This window comes from Deinococcus grandis, assembly GCF_001485435.1.
Lineage (GTDB): Bacteria > Deinococcota > Deinococci > Deinococcales > Deinococcaceae > Deinococcus > Deinococcus grandis.
The window spans coordinates 2328012-2342235 of sequence record NZ_BCMS01000001.1 but is presented as its reverse complement, the minus strand read 5'-3'; the positions used below and the strand labels follow the sequence as shown (position 1 = coordinate 2342235).

The window sequence follows — 14224 nt, the reverse complement described above, 5'->3', positions numbered from 1 at the left end:
GTCGAAAGTCACAGGTTGATGGTTGATGGAGGTGTGTCCTCCATCAACCATCAACTTTCTACCTTCAACCCTTCTTCAACCGTAACTGCTCAGCAGGGTGATTTTCCGGAGTCGATTGGGTAAGGTGGACCATCAGCGAGGTCCCCTGCCCAAACTGCAAACGACTCGAGGCACGCGTCCGTGAACTCGAAGCCCAGCTCGCTGAGGTGCTGGCTGAACTTCGCACCATCAAAGCTCAACTGGCCCGAAACAGCACCACATCCAGTCAGCCTCCCAGTCAGGACAAGCCCTGGCAGCCCAAGAGTGAGCGCCAGAAGACCGGCCGGTCTTCTGGCGCTCAACCCGATCACCCCGGCAAGACCCTCAAGATGTCCGCGCATCCCGACGTCATCGTCGATCTCCCGGTGACGGGACACTGCACCTGCGGGCAGGCCTGGGATGACGTTCCAGTCGACACCCAGGTCGCTCGACAGGTTCATGACCTCCCCGACCTCCACCTTCAGGTCACCGAATACCGCGCCGACGTCAAGATCTGCCCTGGATGTCGTTCCCGGCAGCGAGCACCCTTCCCCACGCACGTCACGGCTCAGGTGCAATACGGTCCACGGGTCCACGCCTTGACGGTGTATCTGAACGTGGCGCACTTCGTGCCCCTCGAACGCACCAGTGAAATCCTGCACGCGGTCTGCGGAGCACGCCCGAGTGATGGCACCATCGCGCTGAACCTGAATCTGGCAGCGGAGCGACTGCAGGACTTTGAAGGGCGACTCAGGACAGCCCTGACACATCAACCGGTGCTGCATGCAGATGAGACCGGCAGCCCGGTGAACGGGAAGCTGCACTGGATGCATGTCGTGAGCTGCGCGCAGCTCACGTTCTACGGCCAGCATGCCCGGCGCGGCCTCGCGGCACTGGAGCACATGAAGGTCCTGCCGAAGTACACCGGCATCCTGGTCCACGACGCCTGGAGCTCGTACTTCAAACTTCCGGCACAGCATGCCCTGTGCGGAGCTCATCTGTTGCGGGAGCTGCGGGGATTGGCCGAACACCATGGGCAGGTGTGGGCTGGCGCACTTCGGGAATCGCTGAGGACGGTGTATCACGACCTGAACGCCGGGACGCTGAGCCCAGAGGCCCGCACGGCGTTTGAACGGCGATTTGATGAACTGCTTGAGGAGGGCTTGCTGGCCAACCCAGCCGCGCCGCCCGTTCCAGGGCGACGCGGTCCGACGAAGCAGTCACATGGGCGGAATCTGGCGTTGCGGTGCCAGCAGCACCGCGCAGCGGTGCTGCTGTTCCTACATGACTGCCGAGTGCCGTTTGATAACAATCAGGCGGAGCGGGACGTGCGGGCATGGTGCGTGAAACGCAAGGTATCTGGAGGATTCCGGTCCGAGGAGGGTGGGTGCAATTTCGCTCGGATCAGGAGTTACATTTCCACGTTGCAGAAGCAAGGTCTCAGCGTCTGGGAGGGCTTGGTCAGCGTGTTCACGGGTGACGTGCTCATGCCTAACTTCAACCCCTGAGCTTGCCCTGCTGAGCAGTTACCTTCAACCGAGCGGCTTCGCGGGCCGTGACCGTGTCGTCTGCCGCGACCGTGTACGCCGTGACGACCAGCTCGGCCGGCGTGAGGTCCAGGCGCAGGAAACCCGGCTGACCGAAGGCCGCGAACGCCGCCGCACGCGAGCCCGATGGACCTCCCCCCACCTCGCCCGCCGCGCCGGACACCGCCGTCCACGTGCCCGGGCACTCCGGCTGCGGGGCGAACACCTCCAGCGCATGCACGTGCCCACTCAGGATCAGGTCCGCCGCGCCGCACACCGACCCGTACAGGTCCCGCACCGCGCCGCCCTTCTGGAACTCGAACGGGAAGCGGTCGTACGCCCCGGCATTCCCGTGCTTCCCGTTACTGAACAGCGGGTGATGCCCCAGCACCAGCCGCCAGCGCGCCCCGCTGCCCCGCACGGCGCCCGAGAGCCACGCCCGCTGCGCCTGATCCCACGCGCCCCCCGGCCGCTCGGCAGGCCGCAGGCCCGGCAGGTACGCGGCCAGCGGCGCCGTGTCCACCCCGAAGAACTCTGCCAGGGTTCCCACCGGCGCGCGGTAGGTGCGCGCGGGCATTACCCACTGCCCGTTCACGCGCGAGTACGCCACCTGCACGTCCGCGCCGCGCGCATCGGCCCCGTCGCCGCCCACCAGCCACGACTCGTCATGGTTGCCCGGCACCACCAGAAACGGAAAACCCAGCGGGCCGTACACGTCCGCGAACCGCTCCCGGAACAGCGGCGAGGACACGTCCTTCGGCCCCGCCGGGTAGAAATTGTCGCCCAGCGCCACCCCCAGGTCACAGCCCTCGCGGGCGCACACCTCCCGCATGGCGGCCGCCACGCGCCGCTGCACCTCCGACCCCGTCCCCTGATCCCCCATGACCAGCACCCGCAGCCGCTCCGTCGGCAGGGCGGGCAGTGACGCCCGAACGTCCGGGACGACGACCGGGTCGGTCAGGGCTGGCGCGCACGATCCCAGCGTGACCCCCAACAGCACCCCCAGGGCACCCCTCCACATTTTCGGCAACATGGGCTAAATGTGACGCTTAGACTGTTCTCACGCAACAACCCCAGGGGGAACCATGAACGAATACCTGAATGTCATCCGCAACAACTACGCCAACTTCACCGGCCGCGCCCGCCGCCGCGAATACTGGATGTTCACCCTGATCAACGGCATCATCACCTTCGTGCTGGCCATCCCGCTCTTCGGCGTCGTGACGAGCCTGGGCATGCAGGCCGACGCGGGCACCGACCCCAGCGCCGCCCTGACCGGTACCACCCTGATCTTCGGCCTGATCTACACGATCTACGCCCTGGCCACCTTCGTTCCCAGCCTCGCCGTCACCGTCCGCCGCCTGCACGACGCGGGCTTCAGCGGCTGGCTGTACCTCCTGAACTTCATCGGCCTGAGCATCGTCGTGCTCGTCCTGTGCGTACTGGACAGCAAACCCGGCAGCAACAAGTGGGGACCCAACCCCAAAGGTATTACCGACGGCACCCCCGCCCCCGCGCAGAACTGGTAACACCCACCGGTCAGGTGAAGTCCCCGTTGCCACAGGTGAGGCAGCGGGGACTTCACATTCCGCTTACTCTGAGCTCATGAACGAGGTCATCGAAGTCGTCACCAAAAAGTACGCGCAGTTCACCGGTCGCGCCCGCCGCCGCGAGTACTGGATGTTCACGCTCGCCTACGGCATCGTCAACATCATCCTCACCGTGCTGGACAACGCACTTGGCCTGAGCACCGGCAACACCCTCAACGACGTCGGCGTGTTCTCCGGCCTATTCGCGCTGGCGATGCTGATTCCGCATCTGGCCGTCAGTGTCCGCCGACTTCACGACACGGGCCGCTCCGGTTGGTGGATCCTGCTTGGCCTGATTCCATTCTTCGGCTGGATTGCCCTGATCATCTTCATGGCGACCGACGGACAAGCTGGAAGCAACAAGTGGGGACCGAACCCGAAGGCCCCGGCCGGACGCACGCCCGTTCCGGCGCAGAACTGGTAACGCTGCTTGCCTGACCGCTCTGCCGTCCGGTGGGGCGGTCTTCTCATGCCCGTGCATCTGCCAGTTGGCGCAGGCGCGCCTGGGGTCGGGCGGTCAGACTGGGTGGCGTGCCTCTCACTGTGCGACCGCTCACCCCGTCCGACTTTCCCCAGGTCCGGCCGATGTTGCTCGACATGGGGTTCGTGGAGGACGAAGCCGAGCTGGCGGCGCGCTTTCCGGCGTTTTGCGTCCATCCGGAGTGTGGTGGGCGCGTTCGAGGATGAACGTCTGCTCGGGTACGCCGCCGCTCAGGATTACGGGTCGCACATTCGCTCCGGGAGCACCCACCGCACGGCGAAACTGCACGACCTGTACACCGCCCCGGGTGCGCGTCGCCGGGGGGTGGCCCGCGCCCTGATGCGGGGAGTCGAAGCCTGGGCCTGCGCCCGCCTGCTGCGGTACGTGTTCTGGTACGCGAATACCCGTGAGGCTGGCCCGGCCTACGAACGCATGGGGTATACAGCGGCCGATGCCGGGCAGCAGGGATACCTGTTCTTCGAGATTGATCTGGGGAACCCGGCAACCTGCATCCCGCACCCGGAGCGGGGCTCGTGACCCTGACCGCGCACGTCACACCCCGCGCGGACCTGACGCCGGAACTGGAGGCCGGGCTGCGATCCCTGTTGATCGCCGCGTACCCGCAGTTCGCGGACTTCTGGGTGGGCACGTCGTACTGGGGCAGCGAACCCGAGTGGCACCTGTGGCTGGCCGACCCGGCAGGCGTGCCCGCCGCGCAACTGGGCTGCGGGCGGCGCGTGGCGGAGGTCGGCGGGCGTGAGGTCACGCTGGTGGGCGTCGGTGGGGTCGCCACGCATCCCGCGTGCCAGCGTCGGGGCGTGGGCCTCCGCCTGCTGCGGGAACTGCGTCCCTTCCTGCACACGCTGCCGGACGTGCAGTTCACGTTCCTGCAGTGCCGGGAGGAGGTCGTCCCGTTCTACGAGCGGGGCAGTTTCGTGCGTGTTCCGAACCCCACGCAGTACCTTGACCCGGACGAGGACCGGTGGGTGACGGACGCCGGGCCCACCCTGATCTTGCCTGTGCACGCCACGCTGACTGACTGGCCGGTGGGGGAGACCGTGAATCTGCGTGGAACACCCTGGTAGTGCTGGGTGGGTGAGAGGGCCGGGTAGGCCAGGGTGCGGGTTGCCCCCCTCTGCGTGGGGCGGTATCCTGCCTGTATGAAGCCTCTCGCCCGTCACTCCGGTCTGGTGATGCGTGGCGCAGGGCTGAACCGAATGCCTGCACCCGGTCTGGTCACGCGAACTCTGAGCGCCTGAGAACCCCTTCAAGGTTTTCAGGCGTTCTGCTGGAACGGTGGCCAGACCGGGTTTCTCATGGTTGAACGCGACCGCGCGCTCAGCCCGCACACAGAGGTCGACATGCACGTAATCCTTCCCGACGGTAAACAACTCGAACTGCACGCTGGCGCGACGGCCCTCGACGCCGCCGCCGCCATCGGCCCGCGCCTCGCACAGGACGCCCTGGCCGCCACCGCGAACGGCGAACTGGTGGACCTGATGACGCCCCTGCCCGACGGCGCGAACATCACGCTGATCACGAAGAAGAACCCGGCCGACGCTGCGCCGCTGTTCCGCCACTCGCTGGGCCACGTCATGAGTCAGGCGGTCGGTGAGTACTACAAGGGCAAGGGCTACGGCGCGGACGCCATCAAGCGCGGCGTGGGCCCCAGCATCGAGAACGGCTGGTACCAGGACTTCGACCTGCCCGAACCCCTGAAGGAAGAGGACCTCCCGGAGATCGAGAAGATCATGCGGGACATCATCACGCGCGGCCTGGACTTCACGCGCCGCGAGATCAGCAAGGCCGAGGGCCTCGCGCAGTTCCCGCACGACCCGTACAAGCAGGAACTCATCGCGGGCCTCCCCGAGGACGAGCCCATCACGTTCTACACGCAGGGTGACTACACGGACCTGTGCCGTGGGCCGCACTTCCCGAACACCGGGAAGCTGCCCGGCGCGTTCAAGCTCATGAGCACCAGTGGCGCGTACTGGCGCGGGAACGAGAAGAACCCGATCCTCCAGCGCGTGTACGGCGTCGCGTTCGCCACGCAGAAGGAACTCGACGCGTACCTGCACCAGCTGGAGGAAGCCAAGCGGCGCGACCACCGCAAACTGGGTCGCGAACTGGAACTCTTCACCATCGACCCGCTGGTCGGCAAGGGCCTGCCGCTGTGGCTGCCGAACGGCACGGTCCTGCGCGAGGAGCTGACCAGCTTCATGAAAGAGCAGCAGTTCCAGCGCGGCTACCAGGGCGTCATCACGCCCAACATCGGGAACCTCGACCTGTACCGCACCAGCGGGCACTACGAGAAGTACTCCGACGGTCAGTTCCGCCCCATCGAGGTGGATGACGAGGAGTACATGCTCAAACCCATGAACTGCCCGCACCACGTGCGCATCTACGCCAGCAAACCCCGCAGCTACCGCGACCTGCCGGTGCGACTCGCGGAGTTCGGTACGGTGTACCGCTATGAGCAGAGCGGCGAACTGAACGGCCTGACCCGCGTGCGCGGCTTCACGCAGGACGACGCGCACCTGTTCGTCCGCCCCGACCAGCTGAAAAAGGAATTCCTGGACGTCCTCGACCTGACGGTCCTCGTGCTGAAGACCTTCGGGATGAACGAGGTGCGCTTCCGCGTCGGCACCCGCGACCCCGAGAGCGACAAGTACGTCGGCGACGAGGCCAACTGGACCCTCGCGGAGCAGCAGATCATCGAGGCGGTCGAGGAAGTCGGCCTGCCCTACACCATCGAACCCGGCGACGCCGCCTTCTACGGCCCCAAACTCGACTTCGTCGTCAAGGACGTCCTGGGCCGCGAATGGCAGCTCGGCACCATCCAGGTGGACTACAACCTCCCCGAACGCTTCGACATCAGCTACGTCGGCGAGGACGGCCAGGACCACCGCCCCATCATGATCCACCGCGCCCCCTTCGGCAGCATCGAACGCTTCACCGGCATCCTCATCGAACACTACGCCGGGGACTTCCCCCTGTGGCTCGCCCCCCGCCAGGTCATGATCATCCCCATCGCCGACCGCCACAACGACTACGCCTGGCAGCTCCGCGACGAACTGCACCAGGCAGGCCTGCGTGCCGAGGTCGACGACTCCTCCAACCGCATGAACGCCAAGGTCCGCACCGCCGAACTCAGCAAGATCCCCGTCATGCTCATCGTCGGCGACCAGGAACAAGACGGCCGCGCGGTCAGCGTCCGCGAACGCACCCCCGAAGGCCACAAGGAACGCAAAGGCGTCGCCTTCGACGACCTCAAGAACGAAATGCTCAGCCGCTACAAGACGCGCAGCTGAACTGCAACAGAAACGCCCGGTCCATGGAGGCCGGGCGCTGTTGTTGATCAGGGAGTGAACGGCAACGGGGTCAGGTCAATCGGCGCATCGGTCCGGTCCGGTAAGGCCACGAGAATGGCCGGGAAGGTGCTGCTGTCTGCTCTGAGCCAGTCGTTCATATTCGATTTGAGGGTCAGGTCAACGACTTTCATGCCATGCGGTACACGAATCGGAAGGTTGACCTGACCCTGATCACTGACTGGCAGCGTGAACGAGAAGAACATGGGTGCTGAATACTTCCGCTTGTCCGGCCAGGAGGTTCCGTTGAGCTGGAACCGGACGAGCAATCCCACATTCTGGGCGGCTGTCTCGACGTGGCGTGTGCTCCATATGATCTCCGATGAGTAGTCCGAGTAGGCAAGCACACTGGGCTCGTTCTGTGGGAAGGGAGCAGTCGGGCTAGACCACAGGTGGCGGGGCAGGTGACCGAGGCTGCGGGAGAGTTGCGGCACGTAGAACATGGTGGCGATCTCTCTGGTCCATGCGTCAGGGAAAGCTTTTCCGTGCAGTTTCACCTGTTGTCCGTCGAGTTCAAGCGGCCAGCCGGCTTCACTCATGCAGGCCAGCAGGCTGGCTGGATTGACATACCTCACACTTGGGTTGCCCGTGAGCCAGTACCGGGGTTGATCGGTGGCACTGGACGTAGTGGGTCCCTGGCAGACCCAGGACTGGTTCAGTTCGGTGTTCGCGACGGGTAGATCAGCACGCCGCAGTTCCCATGATTCGCCGTGGTACTTGAGTTGAATGCCGTAGGGTTTCAGTTGTGCATTTGCCTCTTTGACTGAGAGGTACCCTCTGGCCCGCAGTTCAGTGACTGATTCATTGGTATCACCTCCGGAGTAGGTTGCCTGCGGGTTCAGTAGCTCCGGCACGGGCCACAGCAGCAGCGTGGCGAGTGCGATGAGGGCGGCAGCACTCAGGGCGGGGTGGACGTGCTGGGTGCGGCGCAGGCTGCGGGCGACGGTGGGGGCCGGGCCGAGTTCCTGCTTGGCCTGCGCGCGGGCCTGCTCGGGGCTCAGGCCGGTCAGGGTGAGTTGCCGGGTGCGTTCGGTGAGGTGGTCGAGCAGTTCGGCCTGGGTGTCCTTGCGGGCCTGGCCCTTCAGGCCGCGGGTGGCGTTGCGGACGTACTGATGTTCGGGGCTCATGAGAATTCCAGGTAGGGGCGCAGGGCGCGGGCGTGGGCGCGCTGTTCTTCCCGTTGCCGCGTCAGTTCGCTCAGGCCGGTGGGGGTCAGGTGGTAGTACTTGCGGGGTGGACCGCCGGTGTCGCTGGGGCGGGTCTCGGCGCGGAGCAGGGCGCGTTTTTCCAGGCGGTGCAGGGCGGGGTAGAGGGTGCCTTCCTTGAAGTTGAAGTGGCCGCCGGTGCGCTGCTGGACGTCCTGGATGATCCGCAGGCCGTAGAGGGGGCCGTGTTCGAGGCTGGCGAGCAGCAGGAAGTCCAGCGTACCGCGCAGCAGGTTGCCGTCCGCACTATTACTTTGCATGGCTACATAGTGGCACAAAGTAATGGCGGGCGCTGCACGCACCCGCCGGGGGAGGCACGGATCAGCGGAACGTTTTCAGTCGCGCCTCGATCACACTGGCTGCGGACGGCTGCGCCGTCGTGATCGCGCGGGCGCGGGCCACTTCACGCGCGTCACTGTAGTTCGACAGTTTCAGGCCGTTCAGGTACACGGTCGGTGTGCCCTGCACGTTCACCTTCAGCCCCGCCTGCATCTGGGCGTCCACGCTGGCCCGGAACGTCCGCTGGCTCACGCAGGTCTTGAACGCGGCCGTGTCCAGCCCGGCGGGCTTCGCGTAGGCGGCGTACTTCGCGGGGGTCTCCTTCGGGTCCAGTGGGGTCCAGGTGCGGAAGTTCGCGAACAGCTGATCCGCGAACGGCCAGAACTTCCCCTGCGCGGCGGCGCACTCACTGGCCTCCGCCGCGCCCTGCGCGTTGCGGTGGAACGACAGCGGGAACTCGTAGTGCATCACGCGGTACGTCGCGCTGTCCTTACGCCACGCGGGCATCGCGTTGTCCCACATCTGTTTGCAGTACGGGCACTGGAAGTCACTGAACACCCGCAGTGTCACGGGCGCGGCAGCGCTGCCCGTCACGGCCTTCGTGGCCGGGAAGGCGCTGTCCGGCCAGATGTTCACGGCGACGTACGCCGCGTACCGCGTGGCGCTGCCCTCGCCGGTCACCTTCAGGGCAATGACGTCCGTTCCCGAATCGTCGGAGGGCTGCACGAACCCCGAGCGGGCCGCCGCCAGCAGCTGCGGGTTACTCAGGCTGGCTTTCAGTTTCGGAAGGTCCGGGGCGCCCATGCCCCAGCCGGTCGCCACGCCACGCGCCAGCTCATCGAGCGAGTCCGTCTCGGTCAGCACACCCACCACGTACCCGCCAGTGACGTCGAGGGTGATCGTCGTCGCACCCTGACGCAGCGTCGTACCGTCCACCGTCAGGCCCTTCAGGATCGGCTGCGCGGCCGTCTGGGCGGGCGTCTGAAGGAGCTGCGCGCCCGCCGGTGCGCTCAGGGCGAGGGTGATGGTCAGAGGCAGAAACCGGGTCAGGACAGGCGCGTGCATGTGCGGCAGTCTAGAGGCTGGCCCGGCAGTTCCGCGGCGCAGCTGCCCCCCTGTTTACAGACCAGAAAAGCCGTGCTAACATTCCTTCCGCTGGAGAGGAAGACCCACCAGCCGCCCGCAAGGGACAGCAAAAGCCTCACGGCGCTGTAGCCAAGTGGTAAGGCAGAGGTCTGCAAAACCTCCACCACCGGTTCGAGTCCGGTCAGCGCCTCCAAGTACCCCATTTCAGGTCTAGAACCGTAGCTCAGGGGTAGAGCACTACCTTGACACGGTAGGGGTCAGGGGTTCAAATCCCCTCGGTTCTACCAACAGAAAGTCCCCAGTTCAGACACTGGGGACTTTTTTTATGTGGTGTGAGGCGCAGCCGGGAGGCAACCTGTCTCGTCTGTCTCTGAAGAATTCACAGCTTTCTCAAGAAAAGACTCTCTACTTTCGAGGGTGGACTATGAATGACCTGCAATTGATGTTGTGCCTCGTGACCGGCGTCGCTCTGGTGGCGACGGCTACTCAGTTGCGCGGCGCGTCCCGGCGCATCCATTACCGTGACCGCCGGGGCTTCTGGCGTGGTGTGGCGAGCATTCCCGTCGTGGCTGCGCTTGGGCTGCTGCTCGCGGCGGTCGTGCTTCAGGGCTGGGTCGCGGACGGTTTCCTGTGGCTGGCGGCGGCGCTGGCAGTCCTGAGTGGCGTCGCGAGTTACTGGGTGGACCTGGACCCGCAGCGCGTTCTGGCGTGGCGCCGCGCGCGCGCCTGACATTGAGGGATGTCCCGGCCTCTGCTCAGGCTGGGACGCTAGACTGAGTCAATGCTGGCTTTGCGACTCTTGATCATGCTGCTGGGCCTGCTGCTGGGGCTCGCGGCCGGTCGCGGCCTCGCGGCGGTGCAACCGGACGACCTCGGGATCGTCAACACCCTGAGCCTCATGCTGGCCGGGATGCTCACCGCGTTGCTGCTCGCGCCGCGCATCGAGCAGGTTTTCGTGCGGTTCTCGGCGACGTTCACCCGCTGGTACGCGCGCCTGTCGCCCCGCGCGGTGGCCGCCGCGACCTTCGGCCTGATCGTGGCGCTGCTCGTCAGTGTGCTGCTGAGCAGCCTGCTGCGGACCGTGCCGTTCTACACCTGGATCTGGAACCTGATCGTCACGGTCGTGCTGGGCGTGTTCTTCGTGTCGTTCGCGCTGCGCAACGCCGAGAGCTTCGGGCTGCTGGCGTTCCCGCAAGTGCGCCGCAAGCCGGGCAGCAGGCTGCTCGACAGCAACGTCATCATCGACGGGCGCATCGTCGAGTTGCTGCGCGCCGGGTTCCTCGACGGGGAACTCGTCGTCCCGGCGTTCATCCTGCGGGAACTCCAGACGCTCTCCGACCATCACGACGCGCAGAAGCGCACGCGCGGCAAACGCGGCCTGGCGGTGCTGGAGGACCTGCGCGCCCTGCGGCCCCTGCGTATCGAGGACTGGGACGACGCGGCCCTGCCCACCACGGACGACAAACTGATCCGGCTGGCCCGCGAGAGCGGCGCGCGGATCGTCACGAACGACAACAACCTCGGCAAGATCGCCCGCCTGCACGGCGTGGAGATCCTCAGCATCCACGAGGCCGCCGTCGCCCTGAAACCCCAGGTGCAGGCGGGGGACCACCTGACCGTCACCATCAGCAAGGGCGGCCAGCAGAAGAATCAGGGCGTCGGGTACCTCGAGGACGGCACCATGGTCGTCGTGGAGGACGCCATCAGGTTCCGGGGCAAACCCACCCGCGTGGTCGTCGTGAACAACGTGCAGACGAACGTGGGCCGCATGATCTTCGCGAAACTCGACGGAGAGGAAGGCGCGGCGTAACCGGGGAGTGGGCAGTGGGCTGTAGGCAGTGGGGAGTGGACGAGGTGCACCAGCAACCAACCGACCCACTCCCCACTGCCCACTTCCTACTGCCTTTAGAGGTCGAAGCGTTGCACGCTGCTGCCCGCCACGCTCTTGGTGACCAGAAGGCGGCTGGGCAGGCGTTCGCTGAGGCTCTCGACGTGCGTCACGACGCCCACCATGCGGCCCTGCGTGCGCAGGTTCTCCAGGGCGTTGGCCACGGCTTCCAGCGCCTGCGGGTCGAGCGTGCCGAAGCCCTCGTCGAGGAACAGCGCGCCCAGCACGCGGTTCCCCGCGAGGTAGTCGCTCAGGGCGATCGCCAGGGACAGTGACGCGAGGAACGTCTCGCCGCCGGACAGGGTCTTCACGCCGCGCACCTCACCGGCGTTCCAGAGGTCCTGCACGACGTACTCGCCGTCCTGCAGGGCCAGGCGGTAGCGCCCGTCGCTGATCTCGTGCAGGAGGATGCCTGCTCGGGTCAGGAGTTGCGCCTCGATCTCCGCGAGGAGGAACTGCTGGAACTCGTTGGCCTTCAGGCTGTTCGTGAGGGTCTGCCAGGTGTCCAGAGCGCGCGACGCGGCCTGCGCGCGGGCGTGGATGTCCGCCTTGCGCTCCAGGCGTTCACGCAGTTGCCGTTCCTGCTCGGCGAGGCGCCCGGCCTGCTCGCGCGCGGCGGTCAGGGCGGCGTCGGTGGCGGTCAGGTCGCGGGTGACCTGCGCGAGGTGCGCCGGGTCGAAGGGGGCCGCGCCCAGCTGCCGGTCCAGGTCGGCCAGTGCCGAGCGGAGCTGCGCCACGTCCGCCTCGTGGGTGCGGGCGGCGGCTTCCAGCGCGGCGATGTCATTCTCGGGCAGGGCGGCGGCGCGGGCCTGCGCGGCGTCCAGGTTCAGGTCACGCAGGGCGGCGTCCAGGCTGGCCTGCGCGTCCTGCGCCTCCTGCGCGCGGCGGTCGGCGTTTGCCTGCACGCCGCGCAGGGTCGCCCCGGCGGCGGCGAGGTCACCCTGCGCGCGCGCCAGGGTCGCCTGGGCGTCCTGCACGCGGGTGCGCAGGGCCGTGATCTCGGCCAGGGCCGCCTGCCGCGCGCGGGCCGGGTCGGGTCCCGCCGCGCGGACACGGGCGGCCAGTCCGGCCAGCAGCCGGGCCATGTCCGACTGCGGGTCCCCCGTCACCAGCGCTTCGGCGGCGCGCAGGTCGGTCTCGCGGGCGGTCAGTTGCTCGTCCCAGTTGCGGTACTCGGCGCGTTTCTCGTCCAGCCACGCCTGCCGGGCCTTCAGCGCGGCGCGCAGGTCCGTGAAGCGCGTGCGGCGCTCGTCCAGCGTGCGGGACAGGGCCTCCACCTGCGCCTGCTGCGCGCCCAGATCGGCGCGCGGCGCGTCCGGCAGCACCGTCACGGTCTGCCCGCACAGGGGGCAGTCGTCCCCGACGTGCAGGTGCGCGCGGTACGACGCCAGACCCGCCTCCAGCCGCGCGGCGTCCAGTGCCCCCTGCGCGGCCTCCAGCGCCGCCTTCGCGTCGGTGCCCTCGCGCTTCACGCGCTCCTGCTCGGCCGTCTCCTGCGCCTGCGCGCGTTCCTCGCTGGCGAAACGGTCGTGCGCGGCCTTCAGGCTGACCCGTTCGGTCTGCACGAGCACCCGCTCCTGCCGGGCCTTCTCGGCACGCTGCGTACCCTCACGCGCGGCGAGGAACGCGTCCTCGTCCCAGGGCAGGGGCTGGGCGTGCGTGGCGTCCGGTTTGCCGCCCGCGCGGCGCAGCCTCGCCACGTCACTCTCGGCGTCGCGCAGCGCCTCGGCGCGGGCCTCCAGGTCGGGAATGCGGGTCTCGGCGGACTGCGCGGCCTCCAGGGCCGCGGCGGCCCCCTGCGCGGCCTGTTCCGCCGATTCGGCGGCGGCCTGCGCGCCCCGCAACTCGCCCGCTTCACGCGCCGCGGCGATCCGCGCCCGCTCGGCGGCGTCCAGGAGCGGCAGCACGCCCGCCACCCGCCGCGCCCGCGCCGCCCGCGCCGCGCCCTCCTGCACGCCCTGCGCGCGGCCCTCCAGCGACGTCAGCCGCCGCGCGGTGTCCTCGCGCGCCTTCCACACCCGCTCCTGCTCGCGCAGCCGCAACTGCTGCCCGGTCAGGCGTTCACGCTCGTCGGTCAGGCGTTCGGCGTCCGCGTCCGTCCGCTCCCGTTCCACCCGCAGGCCCGCCAGTGCCTCGGGCGTCACGCCCGCGTACTCGCCGTCCAGCACGGCGTTCAGGCTCCCGGCCTCGTGCTTGAGTTCCTTCGCCCGGTCGGACGCGACGCGCTGCATGGCCGCCACGTGATCCAGCCCCGTCAGCTCGCCCAGCAGCGCCTGCCGTTCCTTCCCGGTGCCGTGCAGCACCCGCGAGAACTCCCCCTGCGGGAGCATCACGCTGCGCGCGAAATTCCGGAAGTCCAGCCCCAGCACCCGCCGGATCCGCTCGTTGATGACCTTCATGCCACCGTCGGACAGGTTCGTCCAGCGGCCATCGTCATCCAGCCGCTCGAAACGCACCTCGTTCTCCGCCTGCCGCCGCCCCTTCGTGCGCGACGCGCGGTACGTCACGCCGCCCACCTCGAACGTCAGCGCCGCCGACAGGCCACGCTCGCCCTGCGAGATCAGCGCGTCCAGCCCCGACGCACCCAGCCGCGCCGTCTGCCCGTACAGCGCGAACGTCATCGCGTCCAGCAGACTGCTCTTCCCACTCCCCGTCGGCCCCACCAGCGCGAACAACTCCAGATCCCCGAAATCCAGACTCGTGAACTGCCGGAACGCCGTGAAGCCCTGAATGTCCAGCTTAATGGGCCTCATTGCCTTGCCTCCGGCGTGGTGATGGCGGATG

General features: G+C 67.5%; 13 protein-coding genes and 2 tRNA genes. 10 read left to right on the top strand and 5 right to left on the bottom strand.

Annotated features, from left to right (window positions below; genetic code table 11):
• Positions 1-131 precede the first annotated feature (131 nt).
• Entirely contained in the window at positions 132-1526 is a 1395-nt protein-coding gene (tnpC, locus tag DEIGR_RS19675) for an IS66 family transposase (RefSeq protein ID WP_083524033.1), read from the top strand.
• Here tnpC and DEIGR_RS11410 read toward each other — a convergent pair.
• Positions 1516-2577 carry a metallophosphoesterase gene (locus DEIGR_RS11410; protein ID WP_236704736.1) on the bottom strand — a complete coding sequence of 354 codons (1062 nt, stop codon included), beginning with the start codon at positions 2575-2577 and terminating at the stop codon, positions 1516-1518. The genes tnpC and DEIGR_RS11410 overlap by 11 nt on opposite strands.
• A 52-nt stretch (positions 2578-2629) precedes the next feature.
• Between DEIGR_RS11410 and DEIGR_RS11405 the strand changes: the two genes are divergently transcribed.
• The 5 genes from DEIGR_RS11405 to thrS all read left to right on the top strand — a co-directional run bounded on the left by DEIGR_RS11405 (position 2630) and on the right by thrS (position 6925).
• Complete coding sequence (locus DEIGR_RS11405) at positions 2630-3073, top strand: DUF805 domain-containing protein (protein ID WP_058977357.1); 444 nt, start codon at positions 2630-2632, stop codon at positions 3071-3073.
• 76 nt (positions 3074-3149) lie between these two features.
• Positions 3150-3557 (top strand): DUF805 domain-containing protein, encoded by a 408-nt coding sequence (locus DEIGR_RS11400; protein ID WP_058977355.1) that lies wholly within the window; start codon positions 3150-3152, stop codon positions 3555-3557.
• Positions 3558-3602: 45 nt separating this feature from the next.
• Complete coding sequence (locus DEIGR_RS21605; RefSeq protein ID WP_407638322.1) at positions 3603-4151, top strand: GNAT family N-acetyltransferase; 549 nt, start codon at positions 3603-3605, stop codon at positions 4149-4151.
• A complete protein-coding gene (locus tag DEIGR_RS11390; protein WP_058977353.1) occupies positions 4148-4699 on the top strand; it encodes a GNAT family N-acetyltransferase in 552 nt (183 codons plus the stop codon). Before DEIGR_RS21605 ends, DEIGR_RS11390 begins: the two co-directional genes overlap by 4 nt.
• A gap of 276 nt (positions 4700-4975) precedes the next feature.
• Positions 4976-6925 (top strand): threonine--tRNA ligase, encoded by a 1950-nt coding sequence (gene thrS / locus DEIGR_RS11385; protein ID WP_058978678.1) that lies wholly within the window; start codon positions 4976-4978, stop codon positions 6923-6925.
• 47 nt (positions 6926-6972) lie between these two features.
• Here thrS and DEIGR_RS11380 read toward each other — a convergent pair whose 3' ends face one another.
• From DEIGR_RS11380 to DEIGR_RS11370, 3 genes are all read right to left on the bottom strand, one after another.
• Positions 6973-8109: a permease prefix domain 1-containing protein gene (locus DEIGR_RS11380; protein ID WP_058977351.1), complete on the bottom strand. Its 1137-nt coding sequence runs from the start codon at positions 8107-8109 to the stop codon at positions 6973-6975.
• Entirely contained in the window at positions 8106-8447 is a 342-nt protein-coding gene (locus DEIGR_RS11375) for a PadR family transcriptional regulator (RefSeq protein WP_058977349.1), read from the bottom strand. Before DEIGR_RS11375 ends, DEIGR_RS11380 begins: the two co-directional genes overlap by 4 nt.
• 61 nt (positions 8448-8508) lie before the next feature.
• A complete protein-coding gene (locus tag DEIGR_RS11370) occupies positions 8509-9531 on the bottom strand; it encodes a DsbA family protein (RefSeq protein WP_083524031.1) in 1023 nt (340 codons plus the stop codon).
• A 140-nt stretch (positions 9532-9671) separates the two neighbouring features.
• On the opposite strand from DEIGR_RS11370, the gene DEIGR_RS11365 reads away from it, so the two are divergent.
• From DEIGR_RS11365 to DEIGR_RS11350, 4 genes are all read left to right on the top strand, one after another.
• Positions 9672-9745: transfer RNA gene (locus DEIGR_RS11365), tRNA-Cys, on the top strand.
• Between the two features lie 19 nt (positions 9746-9764).
• Positions 9765-9839: transfer RNA gene (locus DEIGR_RS11360), tRNA-Val, on the top strand.
• Positions 9840-9976: 137 nt separating this feature from the next.
• A complete protein-coding gene (locus DEIGR_RS11355; RefSeq protein WP_058977347.1) occupies positions 9977-10282 on the top strand; it encodes a hypothetical protein in 306 nt (101 codons plus the stop codon).
• 51 nt (positions 10283-10333) lie between these two features.
• The gene (locus DEIGR_RS11350; RefSeq protein ID WP_058977345.1) at positions 10334-11362 is read left to right on the top strand and encodes a PIN/TRAM domain-containing protein; all 1029 of its coding nucleotides are present in this window, start codon (positions 10334-10336) and stop codon (positions 11360-11362) included.
• Positions 11363-11457: 95 nt separating this feature from the next.
• On the opposite strand, the gene DEIGR_RS11345 is transcribed toward DEIGR_RS11350, so the two are convergent.
• A complete protein-coding gene (locus DEIGR_RS11345; RefSeq protein ID WP_058977343.1) occupies positions 11458-14193 on the bottom strand; it encodes an AAA family ATPase in 2736 nt (911 codons plus the stop codon).
• Between the last annotated feature and the right edge of the window lie 31 nt (positions 14194-14224).